Genomic DNA, 13,211 nt, shown 5'->3' with positions numbered 1-13,211 from the left:
AAATGAACCAACCTGCCGGAGCACTACCGACTGCCACCGATGCGGCATTCAGCGAAGTGGCACAGATGATCGCCGCCGCGCGCCAACGCGCGGTGCGGGCGGTGAATACCGAACTGGTGGAGCTGTATTGGCAGGTCGGCGCCTATATCAGCCGCAAGATCGAGGCGGCGGAGTGGGGCGATGGGGTGGTCCGGCAGTTGGCGGATTATCTGGCGAAGCAACAGCCGGGGCTGCGGGGTTTTACCCAACGCAACCTGTTCCGCATGCGCCAGTTCTATGAGGTGTATCGCGGCGAGGAGAAAGTGTCAGCACTGCTGACACAATTGTCCTGGACCCAGAACCTGATCATTCTTGCGCAAGGCAAAGACCCAGAAGAGCGCGAGTTCTATCTGCGCATGACGATCCGGGAGCAATGGTCGTCCCGAGAGCTGGAGCGCCAGATCAAGTCGGCCCTGTTCGAGCGCTCGCTGACCCGCCCAGCAAAAGTCTCGACAGCGTTGAGACAAATTCATCCCGAGGCTTTGCAGGTGTTCAAGGATGCCTATGTGGTGGAGTTTCTCGACCTGGCCTCGGGGCATAACGAAGCGGATTTGCATCAGGGGCTGGTGCGGCAACTGAAAGACTTTCTGATCGAAATGGGCCGCGACTTCTGCTTTGTCGCTTCGCGCTATCCCTTGCAGGTCGGCGGGCGCGATTTCGTGCTGGATCTACTGCTGTTTCATCGCGGCTTGAATTGCCTGGTGGCCATTGAACTCAAGGTCGGGCACTTCGAACCGGAATATCTGGGCAAGCTGGATTTCTACCTGGAGGCCTTGGACCGCCAAGTGCGCAAACCCCACGAAAACCCGGCCCTGGGCGTGCTGCTCTGCGCCAGCAAGGACGACGAGGTGGTCGAGTACGCCCTCAACCGCTCGCTGTCGCCGGCCTTGATCGCCGAGTATCAAACCCAATTGCCGGACAAGAAGCTGCTGCAGGCCAAGCTCCACGAGTTTTATGCCCTTGATCCCAAGGCGGTGTGAGCGCTGTTGCAGGCATAGGGTTTGCGCTAAGTTTCGGCTTTGGACGGGGCGGAGAGAGGGCGCCCCGAATTTATTTTCACCACCCCGTCACAAACCGCACCCCTGGCCCGTCATGTCGGTGTACCCCTTCACTAACGGAGCCACCCCATGTCATCCAGCCACCCGACCCAAGCCGTCAACCTGCTGCAAACCATCCCCGAGATCTTCGAAAGCCTGGGCCAGGTCCACGGCCTGATCGACGCCCACGGCCTGGAACGCAAGCTGCACCACCTGGTGGTGTTGCGCGCCTCGCAGATCAACCAGTGCGGCTTCTGCGTGAAGATGCACACCCGCGAAGCCCGCAACGACGGCGAAAGCAACGAGCGCCTCGATCGCCTGATCGTCTGGCGCCACGTCAGCGACTTCAGCGCTGCCGAACGCGCCGCCCTGGCCTGGACCGAAGCCCTCACCATCCTGCGCGAAGACACCGACTTCGCCCCGCTGCGCGCAGCCCTGCGCGAACATTTCAGCGAAGCGCAGATCGCCGCCTTGACGGCCGATATCGGCATGATCAACCTGTGGAATCGCTTGCAGGTGTCGAGGCACTAACGGATGGATCGAATCGATGAAGCGACGGTGTTCGAACGCCGTCGCGGCTTCTTGCTGGGCCTGGCCTACCGCATCCTCGGCACCCGCGCCGAGGCCGAGGATGTGCTGCAGGACCTGTTCATCAAATGGCTGGAAGCCGACAAGGCCACCATCGCCAACCCCGCCGCCTGGCTGACCACCGCCTGCACCCGCCACTGCATCGACCTGCTGCGCTCGGCGCAACGCGCGCGGGTCGACTACATCGGCACCTGGCTGCCGGAACCGATCCAGACCCTGCACCACGAATCCCCCGAACACAGCCATGAACTGGCCTCGTCGCTGTCCACCGCCTTCCTGCTGCTACTGGAACGCCTGACCCCCAAGGAACGCGCCGCCTACCTGCTCCATGAAATCTTCGACCTCGACTACCCCCAAGTCGCCGCCGCCCTCGACGTTCAGGAGGCCACCTGCCGCAAACTGGTGTCCCGCGCCAAAGCCAGCCTGGGCAACGCCCAGGTCCGCCACCAGCCAGAACCCTCCCGCCAGCAACAACTGCTGACCGCCTTCCACGCCGCTATTGATAGCGGCTCGACCCAGGGGCTGGCGGCGTTGTTGTCCGAGGATGTCGAGCTGTGTGCGGATGGTGGCGGTAAAGCCAGCGCCATTCGCGAGACCTTGTATGGGCTGGAGGCGGTGCTGGGGTTTGTCGGGGAGTCGTTGAGCACCTACTGGCGGGCGTATCAGTGGCAGGAGGTGGAGATCAATGGTGGGCGTGGGGTGGTGTTGTGGGGGGACGGGGAGGTGGTGGCGGTGGTGAGTTTTGGGTATGACGCAGGGGGACGGGTGAATCGCGTTTTTATTGTGCGGAATCCGGAGAAGTTGGGGTTGTTGGGGAGTGGTTTGTTGGTGTGAAGCGTGTATCGCGCAGCCTTGGGCGCTGCGGATAAACAAGCCGAGGTCATTTGCCGATCGTTTAAGCGAAGGTGATCCACTGTAGGAGCAGCCGGTCGACGCTCGATTGCTCGCGATGGTCGTTAACGATGACCGTGTACTGGCTGGATAAACACGACGTTTTCAAGACCATCGCGGGCAGTCGAGCCTCAGCCAATCTCAGCCAAAGCGACCAAGTAACCGATCAAGTAAGCGACTAAGTAGCCCGACTGCTTCAAGTCCCAGACGGCAAGTGAGCCTGCTTTCCAGAGATAGCCCTATCTAGCACTTGCGCTCGACTCAATCGTCCGGTATCTGCTTTACCCACTAAAAGGGCATCGCCGTGCGACATCGGCTCTGAATCAGCAAACAGGGAGAAACACCAATGGCCGTATGGCTGGTCCGGGCGGGGTCCGCAGGGGAGTTCGAAGACAAGTTCATCAGTGAGCGCCGCGTCTATGTGACGTGGGATGGACTGGATGTAGATCTGAGTGTGCTCAAGCAACGCGACCAGATACAGACCGAACTGGCAGCACGCTACCCAGATGCGAAACCCAGAACACTGCAGAACTGGAGTAGCCAGATTTGGCCTTTCGCCCAGCGTATGCAGGCGGGGGATCTGGTCGTGCTGCCACTCAAAACCCAACCTGTGGTGTATATCGGCAAGCTGGTTGGCGACTATCAATTTGATATCGACGGTCTCGATCCCTTTTTCCACTGGCGAGCAGTTGAATGGATTGGCGAAGCGATTCCTCGTTCTAACTTCTCCCAGGACCTGCTCTACAGCTTCGGCGCCTTCATGACCATCTGCCGAATTCAACGTAACAACGCAGAAGAGCGCATTCGCTCTATGGCTAGAAATGGCTGGCAGCCCGAGACGTTGCAGCAGTTGGTCCGTGATACGGCGACTGCCTCTGATGAGGTGGCTGTCGAGGAAGCCGAAACCGATCTGGAGCGGACCGGCAAAGACCATATCGTCCGCCTGATCGAACGACGCTTTAAAGGTCACCGCCTAACCACATTGGTGGCGGCGATTTTGCGAGCCCAAGGCTTCAGCGTCTGGCAGAGCCCGGAAGGCGCCGACGGTGGTGTTGATGTGTTGGCCAGTAACGGCGTGATGGGTTTTGGTGGGCAGGCGATTTGTGTTGAGGTGAAGTCGGGCACCGGCTTGGTAGATCGTCCGACTGTCGACAAGCTGCTGGGAGCGATGAGCAAGTTCAACGCCAGTCAGGGGCTGTTTGTGGCCTGGGGTGGTTATCGCGGGAATGTGCAGAAGGAACTGGCGTCCAGCTTTTTCCGCTTGCGGTTGTGGAACCAGGACGATCTGTTGGAGCAGCTGTTTATGTATTACGACCGGTTGGAGGAGGGTATCAAGTCGGAGTTGCCGTTGAAGCGGATTTGGACGGCGGCGTTGACGGAGGATATTTAAGGTCTGCGTAAGTTCAATGGCAGCATTCCTTCAGTTGCAAGGGCTATCCAAGCAGTGATGCCAAAAGCCTCTGTGGGCTCTCACCTAGTCGTGCAAGGCTCACCGTGCCATACCGGCTACGGTGGACACACTCTTCTACAGAAGAGATAGAAAATGTAGGTGCGAAAGGAAGGTAAACAAAGACGGGGTATGGGAAAATGCGCGCCCTTAGCCAGAAAATTTGGCTTGGACACGATTGGTTTTTGTGAGGTTTTCCTGATGTCTTTGTTGCCTAATATGGCTATAAACGCGCTCCAATGCCCTATTAGTGCTGCTAGTGAGGCACTGGCCACGCAAGGTGGGCACGAGGAGCGCGGGGCGGTTTTTACTCGTTCTGAGGTTGTTGATTTCATCCTTGATCTTGCGGGCTACACGGTAAATCAACCGCTGTATACCAAGCGAGTTCTTGAACCGTCATTCGGAGGAGGCGATTTCCTTCTACCTATTGTCAAACGCCTCTTGACTACCTGGAGAGCTGCCAATCCGAATGGAGATGCCATTGGCGATCTTAGTGATGCAGTCAGAGCCATTGAGCTACACCGTGACACTTACACCTCAACCCGCATAGCGGTGATTGATTTGCTTTCACGTGAGGGGTTAGGTGGAGATGTAGCGTTGAAGCTTACTGATCGCTGGCTAACGCAAGGTGATTTTCTCCTCACTTCTTTCGACGGTCACTTCGACTTTGTTGTAGGCAATCCACCTTATGTACGGCAAGAGCTTATTCCTGCCCCCTTGTTAGCTGAGTATCGGCGTCGTTATAAGACTTTGTATGATCGCGCTGACTTGTATATCCCTTTTATCGAGCGTTCGCTTTTCTTGCTTGCAAAAGGCGGTGGTCTTACCTTTATTTGTGCAGATCGTTGGATGAAGAATCGGTATGGCGGGCCGCTCCGAGAGCTTGTGGCCAGCCAGTTTCACCTAAAAATTTACGTTGATATGACAGGTACACCAGCGTTTCACTCAGATGTAAGCGCTTATCCTGCGATCACAGTTATTAATCGAGAACGACCGGGGCCAACTAGAGTTACGCATGCACCAGTCATAACCCGTCTCAACTTAGAAGCTTTAGCTGGGAAGCTGCTCGAAAAAGTGTTACCGAATGATGTCACGTCAGTACGAGAGGTGGCCTCAGTGGTTAATGGCTCGGAACCTTGGTTGCTTGAGTCACCAGATCAAATAGCGCTCATTCGCCGAATTGAAGAGCAATTTCCCAGTCTGGAAGAAGCTGGCTGTAAAGTCGGAATCGGTGTGGCTACAGGCGCAGATAAGGCTTTCATTGGTGATTTTGAAACCCTTGATGTTGAATCTGATCGCAAGCTGCCGTTGGTTACAACGAAAGACATACTCTCGGGAGAGGTAGTTTGGCGTGGCCAGGGTGTCATAAACCCATTTGAAGATAGTGGAGGCTTGGTTGATCTTAGAAAGTATCCAAGACTGAATCGTTACTTGGAAGAGCGTCGTGATGTTATAGAACGACGTCACTGCGCAAAAAAGGCTCCTTCTAATTGGTATCGGACAATTGACCGAGTAACGCCGTCATTGGCTGCCAAGCCAAAACTTTTGATTCCAGATATTAAGGGTGAGGCTCACGTTGTTTTTGAAGGTGGAGTCCTTTATCCGCACCACAATTTATATGTCGTCACCTCGGATACTTGGGATTTACGAGCACTTCAGGCTGTGCTGCTCTCTACAATCTCCCGGCTTTTTGTCGCAACCTATTCCACCAAGATGCGTGGCGGGTTTCTTCGCTTCCAGGCCCAGTATCTGCGCCGAATTCGTATCCCTTACTGGTCTGATGTTCCTGAAACGTTAAGAGCTGAGCTTGCCGAAGCCGCTCAGAAATTTGATGTGGCTGCCTGTAATAATGCTGTATTCAAACTTTATAAATTGAGTGCGCTGGAAGTGTCTGCCATAGGAGGCAACTGTAAGTAAATGGCTCTAAATCTCTTAGATTATGAATGTAAAGCACGCTCAGCAGTCATGGGCTTTTGGGGGAATCGCGAAGCGGCCAGACAGAGACAAATTGCTACTGGACGAACTGACCAGGGGGAACGTGCAGGAGTCACTGACGGGAAAAACATGGATGGGTTTATCGACCTAATCCTAGATATTGTTAAAGCCAATGGCTTGGCTCATGCCGACATTCACTTGAAAAAGGGGGTCTTGACCTTACCAGGATATTTTCGCCCAACCAAACTGTGGGATTTGTTGGTCACGTATAAGGGCCAACTTATCGCTGCTATTGAGCTCAAGAGTCAGGTTGGACCTTCTTTTGGAAACAATTTTAATAATCGCACCGAGGAGGCTATAGGAACGGCCCATGACCTTTGGACGGCATACAGGGAGGAGGCATTCGGTAAACAGCCTCGTCCTTTCGTAGGCTGGCTTATGATGGTTGAAGATGCCGAGAAGTCTCGCAAGCCCGTTAGAGATAAGTCACCGCACTTTCCTGTATCAGCTGAGTTCCAGGGTGCATCTTATTTGAAACGATATGACATTCTGTGTCAGAGGCTTGTTCAAGAGCAGCTTTACACTACAGCTGCACTATTAACGTCCCCTCGGACTGCCGCTGTTGATGGTGAGTTTTCGACATTGTCGGATATGACAAGCCTTAAAACATTTGTGATCTCACTCGCCGGTCATGTTGCCGCTGAGGCTGCTAGGCTAGATTAGCTCAATGGTAGAACTTCATTCTTCCTTTTTCTGTGATGGTAGAGTTGACGGGCGATGGTGAGGTAGAAAGAACGCTTAAGTGAGACTAATACCATCAGCTCTTGAGTTCTATCGGGAACTCAAGGGCTGTTTTTGGGGCTGAGAGAACATCCAGGATAATTGTTAATGTCTCGATGAAAGAGGGTGAGACTCCTGTGTATGATTTTTTTTGGTTAACTCTCAGTCTGAAAGTTTAATTTTTAGCCGGTAGCCCTAGGGTTAGTCATTCGCTATAAACCCGAGCTTCAATCACTCCCAGCACATCTCGCACATCCTGCAGCAATAGCCGGGCAGTATTAGTCACGGTACTAATGTCTTTATCGCTGGAGTCTCGCAACGTTGTGCAGGCCATCAGGTTCAAGTAATCGAGCGTAGTGAGCAAGCGCTCGCTAGCACACGCATGCAGATCCACCAGCGGCGCATGGCTGTCGATAAACAGCACCGGCCCATCGCTGGCAATTGGGGTTAGAGGGATAAAGCGTTCGGACGAGTCTTGAGTTTTCATGGTGTCGTTTCTTCCAAAAAATGAAAAATCGCCACCTGTTGCTGCGAATCAACTGGGTGGCAGCTGTACGCGGGTTCGCAGACCGAGGAAAGAAACAAACCCGGCAGACCCGGAGGTCTCCCACGCACAGCCGCCATAAACGAAACGCAGGCGGAGTTTGCCTGAGTTGTCATTGACTGTGTTGTTTGATTCTTTCTGTTGGGCTGCGAAACCCTGTCGCTGACCGGAGTCAGCAGACAGAGGAACTATAGGCCTGGGAGTCATGGCAGCGCTGTAGGATCTATCTAGTTTGCCTGTAAGGGCCGTCTGTGTTTGCTTCCCCTCCAACCAATAGGGCCTATGCCTGAGGAACCGCAGCGCGCCGATTCAGGGCCGCTACGCGTCCCATCGCAGCCTGGCGGGCTCGGCAGCGGCTACAGGTCGGTAGCAAAACGCCATCTGGTCCCCTCTTGATTTTGCTATTCTGCGCGCCTTTTACCCATTGCAAGGAGCGCAGGCATGACCCAGTCCGTTGGTGGCGGGAGGCGAATAGGGGCAGGGAAGCGGGGTGGTGTGTCTCGCTTGCGGCATTTTCTGTTTCGGTTGGCTCCGGCGCTGTTTGTGGGTTTGGCGCTGAGTGCGCCCACCGCCCACGCCAACCCCATCACCACCTACCGCGGCACGCTCGGCGATACGCCGGTGGAGCTGGCGCTCACCTATGACTCGCAGTACGGCGGCGGGATGTCCGGCTATTGGTTTACCGAGGCCGAGCGCTTGCCGATTCCTCTGGAGCTCACGCCGTTTTGGCCGGACAGGGGGCTGTTGATCAATATCATGGACAACCCGACGTTGCCGGCGGCGGCTGTGTCGTTGCAGCCCTTTGCCGAGGGGGCGGAGGCGTTGCAGGGGGCGTTTGTCGATTTGCGCACGGGGGTGCAGCAGCCGTTGCGGTTGCAGCGGGTGATGCGGTTTGGCGGGAGTCAGCGTGAGGCCTTTGACGGTGAGTTGTTGCAGCCGGCGGCCGACAAGCAGTTCTATTTCAGTGTGCATGCCGTGCGCAATGCCGGGGAGGACACGGGGCGGGTGGACACTGTCCGGGTGCTGAGCCGGGCCACCGGCGAGGTGGTGCAGGAAGTCGGGGGGCAGTGGTGCCTGTCGCCGACCGGGACCCGCACCCTGACCTTCGAGCATTTCGATGCCGACTCAACCCTTGATTTCCAGGTGCAGAGCTACAGCTTGAACGGCCCGTACGGCAGTGTGCTGTGCGCGCCGACCCAGTATTACCTGTACCACCCACAGACCCAGGCGTATCTGCGCCATCCGCAGCTGGAACAGTTGGCCGTCGAGGGCACTGTGCGCTTTGCCGCGGGCGGGCAGATGGAGTTCAGCAAGCAGGACTTTATCAACTTCAGTGCGGGAACCCGGCGTTGGGATTATTACCGCGTGATCAGCCCTGACCGGCTGGAATTCATTCAGTCTCTCGAGGGGCGTTTCTGATGCGGCTGGTTGATCTTTTTCGCGGGCTGGCGGCGTTGTTGCTGGTGTCATGGGTACTGTCGGCGCATGCGGCCCATGGGGTGTATCAGGGCACCTTGGGCAAGCAGGCCATTGTGCTGACGCTGGGCAGCCAGAACGCGCTGTACCAGGGGACCTATGCCTACCAGCGCTATCGCACGCCGATCCGCCTCAAGCCGACCTTCAGTTTCAGCAACAAGGTGCTGGCCATGGATGAGCTGGACGAGCAGGGCCTGCCGGTAGCGCGGTTGCAGTTCAACGACCTGATGGTCAGCCGCCAGAGCGAGCAGGTGCGCGGCAGTTGGACCAGCTATCGCACCGGCAAGACCTTGCCCATCGCCCTGAAGCTGGTGGCCCTGGTGGACTCGGACCGTTCGTGGCCGCAGCCGAGCACGACGCTGTTGCAGAGCGCGTCTACCAAACGCTGGTATTTCCAGGTGCCGATGCAGGGCAACGATCAGCGGATAACGGCGATCGAGGTGGTGGACAAGGCCAGCGGCAAGCCGCTGCAGACCCTGACACTCGCGGGGCGGGGCTGTCCGAACCTGGGGGTGGAGACGTTGCAGGTATCGTCTGAGGGGGAGAGCCAGCGGATCAGTTTGAGTGAGTGCAAGCTGCCGGGGTTTCAGTGGAATGAGGGGAGTGGGCGGTTTGAGCCTTTGCCCTGAGTTGGTGTTGTCGGTTGGCCTGGGTGTTTATTCAGGCAAACCGTGTTTGCAGGTTTTGCGACTGCTACGCAGTCGTTCGCAGCCTCGCGCTGCTCGGCAGCGGCTACAGAGGCGGTGTCCTGCTCGCGGGTGGGGCGGACACAGTTCATGTGAGGGCTAGCCTTCAGCGACTGCGTCGTGCTTCCAGCCATTGAAACCCCAGCATCCCCACCACCATGGCCAGGACAAACACCCAGGCCTGCCAATGGGGCGTAAGCAGCAGGGTCAGCCCCGGGCCCGGGCAGATGCCGGCGATGCCCCAGCCAATGCCGAACAGCAGGCCGCCGCCGACCAGGCGGCGGTCGATGTCGCGGCGGGTGGGCAGTTGCAGCGGGCTGCCGAGCAGGCTCCGGGGTTGTTTGATGGCCCAGTGGAACGGCCACCAGGCCGCGGCGATGGCGCCTAGCATCACCAGGGCCAGGGACGGGTCCCACTGGCCGGCCAGGTCGAGAAAGCCCAGGACCTTGGTCGGGTTGGTCATGCCGGATAGCAGCAGGCCGAGGCCGAATACCAGGCCGGCGATAAAGGCGGTGACTTTGCGCATGTTCATCGCTCCACCCCGTTCATAGCCCCAACCCGTGGCGCAACAGCCAGACGGTGATAAAGCCGGTCAGCATAAAGCTCAGGGTCGCCACCAGCGAGCGCGGTGACAGGCGAGAGATGCCGCAGACACCGTGGCCGCTGGTGCAGCCGGAACCGTAGCGGGTGCCGAGGCCCACCAGCAGGCCGGCGCCGATCAGGCCGAGGGTGCCGCTCTGGAATTCGATGGCCGGCAACACATGGAACAGGCCCCATAGCACGGGTGCCAGGAGCAGGCCGAGGAGGAACAGGGCCTTTTCGCTCCAGCCTTCGCTGCCCGGTTGCAGCAGGCTGCCCAGCAAGCCGCTGATCCCGGCGATGCGCCCATTGGCCATGACGAACAGGCCGGCGGCCAGGCCGATCAGGGCGCCACCGGCGAGGGCGCTCCAGGGGGTGAAGTGCAGCCAGTCGATGCTCATGGGGAAGGGACCTTGTGCGGGGGACGGATAACTGAAGTCTAGGTGGCGTATTGCTAACCCAGGCGGCGCAACGCACTACCGGGGAATAATCCCATGATCGATGGCGTATTTGACCAGCGCCGCGGGTTTGTCGATGTTGAGTTTGCGGCGGATGCTCAGGCGGTGGGTTTCCACGGTGCGTACGCTGATGTCGAGGTCCCGGGCCATTTCCTTGTTGTTCATGCCTTGGGCCATTTTGTACAGCACTTGGCTTTCGCGGGGGGTGAGTTCGTTGTCGGTGGGTTTGTCGGCGATCAGGCGCTGGGCGATGTCGGCGCTGTAGAAGGTGCCGCCGCTGCCGATGGCTTCGATGGCGGCGATGATTTCCCGTGACGGGGCGTTTTTCAGCACGTAGCCGCTGGCGCCGGCGCGCAGGGATTCGCTGACGTATTCGTGGTTGTCGTACATGCTCAGGATCAGCACCTTGAGCGCCGGGTAGCGGCTGCGCAGCAGGCGGGTCAGTTCGAGGCCGTTGATGTCGGGCAGGCCGATGTCGACCAGCAGCAGGTCCGGCTGGCAGCGGCCGACCAGTTCGATGGCCTCGGCGCCGCTCTCGGCTTCGCCCACCACTTCCAGGGGCGCCATGACGCCCAGCAGCGCCTTGATGCCGTCGCGGACCAGGGAGTGATCGTCGACCAGGGCGACGCGGATCGGGGAGGGCAGGTTCATCGGGGTGTTCACTCTTATTGTCTTGTTATGGGCCGTATCAGCGTTTGCCGGCGGGTTGTTGCATGGGCAGGAGGATGTCCAGCTCGCTTCGGCCCGGCTCGGAAACCAGTTCGAAGCGCCCGCCGAAATGTTCGACCCGTTCGCGGATATTACGCAAGCCGATGCCGGCGTGCCGCCGTTCGACCTGGGCGACGTTGAAGCCGACGCCGTCGTCCACCAGGGTCAGGCGCAGATTTTCCGCGGAGCCGTGCAGGGTGATGTGGACGTTGTGCGCCTGGGCATGGCGTTCGATATTGCTCAGGCCTTCCTGGACGATGCGGAACAGCGACACCGCGGCGCCGTCCGCCAGGTGGCAGTCGAATTCGTTGTCGTCGTAGGTCACCCGCAGCCCGCTGCGCTGCTCGAATTCCGCCGCCAGCTGGCCGATGGCTGCCGACAGGCCCAGGGTGTCGAGCAGGGACGAGCGCAAATCGTGGGACAGGCTGCGCACTTCGCCGATGGCGTCGCCCAGGCGCTCGGTGGCGTCTTTCAGGGTGTTTAAACCCTTGCTTTCGGCCTGGCCATTTTCCAGCAGGTGGCTGGCCAGTTCGAATTGGAACTTGATCGAGACCAGCAGTTGGCTGATGCCGTCGTGCAGCTCGCGGGACACACGTGAGCGCTCTTCCTCCTGCAGGCTGACGATGCGCTGGGTCAAACGTTGCAGCTTTTTGTCCGCCAGGCGCTGCTCGCTGACGTTGAGGGTCATGCCGGTGGCGAACACGAACAGCACCGCCACCAGGGCCACCGCGGCAATCGCCAGCATGGTCTTGCGGATGTCCTGGGCCACCTCGGCACGGGCCTGTTGCGTGGCGCGCTCGACGTCTTCCAGGTAGATGCCGGTGCCGAGCATCCAGCCCCAGCGGTCGAGCATCACCACGTAGGCCAGCTTGTCGGTGACCTGGCCGGAGGAGGGCTTGTTCCAGGCATAGCGCTGGAAGCCTTCGCCCGACTGCGCGCTCTTGAGCAGCGCCTGGATCACCGGCAGGCCGTGGGGGTCTTTCATGTCCCACAGGTATTGGCCCACCAGCTCCGACTGCCGCGCGTGCATCAGGCTGCGGCCTTCGCGGTCGTAGACGAAGAAGTAGCCGTTGATGCCAAAGCTGAGCTTGCGCAGTTCTTCCAGCACTTGCTGCTGGGCGCGGGCGTCGCCCTGGCCGTTGGCGTACAGCGGCTCGATCAGGCTGCGGGCCATTGCCACGTAGTTCTTCAGTTCCGCGCGCTTGCTCGCCAGGATGCTGTCTTCGATCAGTTGCGCCTGCTGGTCGCCCAGTTGCCGGTTGAGGGAAATCACCAGCGCGCAGATGACGGCGATGGCCAGCACCAGCGGCAGGATCCCGAGGGCGACGATCTTGTGTTTGAGCTGCATGTCTACTCCTGCCCGGGCGCGGCTGCTGGCCGCCCGCGGTACGGCCAAGGTCCGGCATCATAGGCCAAAAGACGGGCTTGGCCAGTAGCGCCGTCGTCTGGTACGACCGATGGGATCAGGTGCGTCTGCGTAGAACTACGTAGAGACCGCGTACGTAGTAACGCGGATTTATTTGTGGACGGCAGGCGCGGATATTGGGCCCGCTCCGCACAGCGGACACAATTATAAAAATTACCGCCGCAGTCCCCGACTGTCGGCAGGAGACACGCAATGACCCGTCTGGCTAAACACCTCGCCTGGTTTGCCGTGGCTGTCCTGGGAGCGGTTGCGCTGAGTGTCGTGGCCCTGCGCCGCGGCGAAGCCATCAACGCCCTCTGGATCGTCGTCGCCGCCGTCGCTATCTACCTGGTTGCCTACCGCTACTACAGCCTGTTCATCGCTAACAATGTGATGCAGCTCGACCCGCGCCGGGCCACCCCCGCCGTGCTCAACAACGACGGTCTGGACTATGTGCCGACCAACAAACACATTCTCTTCGGCCACCACTTCGCGGCCATCGCCGGTGCGGGGCCTTTGGTTGGTCCGGTCCTGGCGGCGCAGATGGGCTACCTGCCCGGCACCCTGTGGCTGATCGCCGGGGTGGTGTTGGCCGGCGCGGTGCAGGACTTCATGGTCCTGTTCCTCTCCACCCGGCG

14 protein-coding genes are annotated in these 13,211 nt (G+C 58.9%); 9 read left to right on the top strand and 5 right to left on the bottom strand.

From position 1 onward, the window contains the following. Positions 1 to 2 precede the first annotated feature (2 nt). From ACQKQA_RS14410 to ACQKQA_RS14385, 6 genes are all read left to right on the top strand, one after another. Positions 3 to 1,019 (top strand): PDDEXK nuclease domain-containing protein, encoded by a 1,017-nt coding sequence (locus ACQKQA_RS14410; protein WP_427558440.1) that lies wholly within the window; start codon positions 3 to 5, stop codon positions 1,017 to 1,019. Between the two features lie 147 nt (positions 1,020 to 1,166). Next, positions 1,167 to 1,607, top strand: a complete 441-nt coding sequence (locus tag ACQKQA_RS14405) for a carboxymuconolactone decarboxylase family protein (RefSeq protein ID WP_427558437.1) — start codon at positions 1,167 to 1,169, stop codon at positions 1,605 to 1,607. 3 nt (positions 1,608 to 1,610) lie between these two features. Then, positions 1,611 to 2,498, top strand: coding sequence for an RNA polymerase sigma factor SigJ (gene sigJ, locus ACQKQA_RS14400; RefSeq protein ID WP_427558434.1), 888 nt, complete (start codon positions 1,611 to 1,613; stop codon positions 2,496 to 2,498). A gap of 403 nt (positions 2,499 to 2,901) precedes the next feature. Further along, complete coding sequence (locus ACQKQA_RS14395) at positions 2,902 to 3,945, top strand: restriction endonuclease (RefSeq protein WP_427558432.1); 1,044 nt, start codon at positions 2,902 to 2,904, stop codon at positions 3,943 to 3,945. 225 nt (positions 3,946 to 4,170) lie between these two features. Beyond that, on the top strand, positions 4,171 to 5,919 hold the full coding sequence (locus ACQKQA_RS14390; protein ID WP_427558429.1) for an Eco57I restriction-modification methylase domain-containing protein: 1,749 nt from the start codon (positions 4,171 to 4,173) through the stop codon (positions 5,917 to 5,919). Then, positions 5,920 to 6,660, top strand: coding sequence for a PaeR7I family type II restriction endonuclease (locus ACQKQA_RS14385; protein WP_427558426.1), 741 nt, complete (start codon positions 5,920 to 5,922; stop codon positions 6,658 to 6,660). Positions 6,661 to 6,922: 262 nt separating this feature from the next. On the opposite strand, the gene ACQKQA_RS14380 is transcribed toward ACQKQA_RS14385, so the two are convergent. Next, the gene (locus ACQKQA_RS14380) at positions 6,923 to 7,204 is read right to left on the bottom strand and encodes a fructose-bisphosphate aldolase (RefSeq protein WP_427558423.1); all 282 of its coding nucleotides are present in this window, start codon (positions 7,202 to 7,204) and stop codon (positions 6,923 to 6,925) included. A gap of 498 nt (positions 7,205 to 7,702) precedes the next feature. Here ACQKQA_RS14380 and ACQKQA_RS14375 point away from each other — a divergent pair, with 498 nt between their 5' ends. Both ACQKQA_RS14375 and ACQKQA_RS14370 read left to right on the top strand, forming a co-directional pair. Next, a complete protein-coding gene (locus tag ACQKQA_RS14375) occupies positions 7,703 to 8,680 on the top strand; it encodes a hypothetical protein (protein ID WP_427558420.1) in 978 nt (325 codons plus the stop codon). Then, the gene (locus tag ACQKQA_RS14370) at positions 8,680 to 9,366 is read left to right on the top strand and encodes a hypothetical protein (protein ID WP_427558417.1); all 687 of its coding nucleotides are present in this window, start codon (positions 8,680 to 8,682) and stop codon (positions 9,364 to 9,366) included. The genes ACQKQA_RS14375 and ACQKQA_RS14370 overlap by 1 nt, the downstream gene beginning before the upstream one ends. Before the next feature lie 163 nt (positions 9,367 to 9,529). On the opposite strand, the gene ACQKQA_RS14365 is transcribed toward ACQKQA_RS14370, so the two are convergent. From ACQKQA_RS14365 to ACQKQA_RS14350, 4 genes are all read right to left on the bottom strand, one after another. Next, the gene (locus ACQKQA_RS14365) at positions 9,530 to 9,949 is read right to left on the bottom strand and encodes a DUF6691 family protein (protein WP_427558414.1); all 420 of its coding nucleotides are present in this window, start codon (positions 9,947 to 9,949) and stop codon (positions 9,530 to 9,532) included. Between the two features lie 19 nt (positions 9,950 to 9,968). After that, positions 9,969 to 10,403, bottom strand: coding sequence for a YeeE/YedE family protein (locus tag ACQKQA_RS14360; RefSeq protein ID WP_427558411.1), 435 nt, complete (start codon positions 10,401 to 10,403; stop codon positions 9,969 to 9,971). A gap of 75 nt (positions 10,404 to 10,478) precedes the next feature. Continuing rightward, entirely contained in the window at positions 10,479 to 11,111 is a 633-nt protein-coding gene (locus tag ACQKQA_RS14355) for a response regulator (RefSeq protein ID WP_427558408.1), read from the bottom strand. A gap of 37 nt (positions 11,112 to 11,148) precedes the next feature. Continuing rightward, positions 11,149 to 12,516, bottom strand: a complete 1,368-nt coding sequence (locus tag ACQKQA_RS14350; protein WP_427558405.1) for a cache domain-containing protein — start codon at positions 12,514 to 12,516, stop codon at positions 11,149 to 11,151. A gap of 270 nt (positions 12,517 to 12,786) precedes the next feature. Between ACQKQA_RS14350 and ACQKQA_RS14345 the strand changes: the two genes are divergently transcribed. After that, a partial coding sequence (locus ACQKQA_RS14345) for a carbon starvation CstA family protein (protein WP_427558403.1) occupies positions 12,787 to 13,211 on the top strand: 425 nt, incomplete at its 3' end.

Origin of the sequence: Pseudomonas sp. NPDC089530 (genome assembly GCF_050280705.1) — a bacterium.
Taxonomy (GTDB): domain Bacteria; phylum Pseudomonadota; class Gammaproteobacteria; order Pseudomonadales; family Pseudomonadaceae; genus Aquipseudomonas.
Note: the sequence above shows the minus strand (reverse complement) of the source record. Positions and strands in the feature narration are given on the sequence as shown.

Excerpts from the sequence above, each read along its gene's own strand:
- ACQKQA_RS14410 (WP_427558440.1), top strand. The coding sequence starts at position 3 with ATGAACCAACCTGCCGGAGCACTACCGACTGCCACCGATGCGGCATTC.
- ACQKQA_RS14405 (WP_427558437.1), top strand. The coding sequence starts at position 1,167 with ATGTCATCCAGCCACCCGACCCAAGCCGTCAACCTGCTGCAAACCATC.
- sigJ (WP_427558434.1), top strand. The coding sequence starts at position 1,611 with ATGGATCGAATCGATGAAGCGACGGTGTTCGAACGCCGTCGCGGCTTC.
- ACQKQA_RS14395 (WP_427558432.1), top strand. The coding sequence starts at position 2,902 with ATGGCCGTATGGCTGGTCCGGGCGGGGTCCGCAGGGGAGTTCGAAGAC.
- ACQKQA_RS14385 (WP_427558426.1), top strand. The coding sequence starts at position 5,920 with ATGGCTCTAAATCTCTTAGATTATGAATGTAAAGCACGCTCAGCAGTC.
- ACQKQA_RS14380 (WP_427558423.1), bottom strand. The coding sequence starts at position 7,204 with ATGAAAACTCAAGACTCGTCCGAACGCTTTATCCCTCTAACCCCAATT.
- ACQKQA_RS14375 (WP_427558420.1), top strand. The coding sequence starts at position 7,703 with ATGACCCAGTCCGTTGGTGGCGGGAGGCGAATAGGGGCAGGGAAGCGG.
- ACQKQA_RS14370 (WP_427558417.1), top strand. The coding sequence starts at position 8,680 with ATGCGGCTGGTTGATCTTTTTCGCGGGCTGGCGGCGTTGTTGCTGGTG.
- ACQKQA_RS14365 (WP_427558414.1), bottom strand. The coding sequence starts at position 9,949 with ATGCGCAAAGTCACCGCCTTTATCGCCGGCCTGGTATTCGGCCTCGGC.
- ACQKQA_RS14360 (WP_427558411.1), bottom strand. The coding sequence starts at position 10,403 with ATGAGCATCGACTGGCTGCACTTCACCCCCTGGAGCGCCCTCGCCGGT.
- ACQKQA_RS14355 (WP_427558408.1), bottom strand. The coding sequence starts at position 11,111 with ATGAACCTGCCCTCCCCGATCCGCGTCGCCCTGGTCGACGATCACTCC.
- ACQKQA_RS14350 (WP_427558405.1), bottom strand. The coding sequence starts at position 12,516 with ATGCAGCTCAAACACAAGATCGTCGCCCTCGGGATCCTGCCGCTGGTG.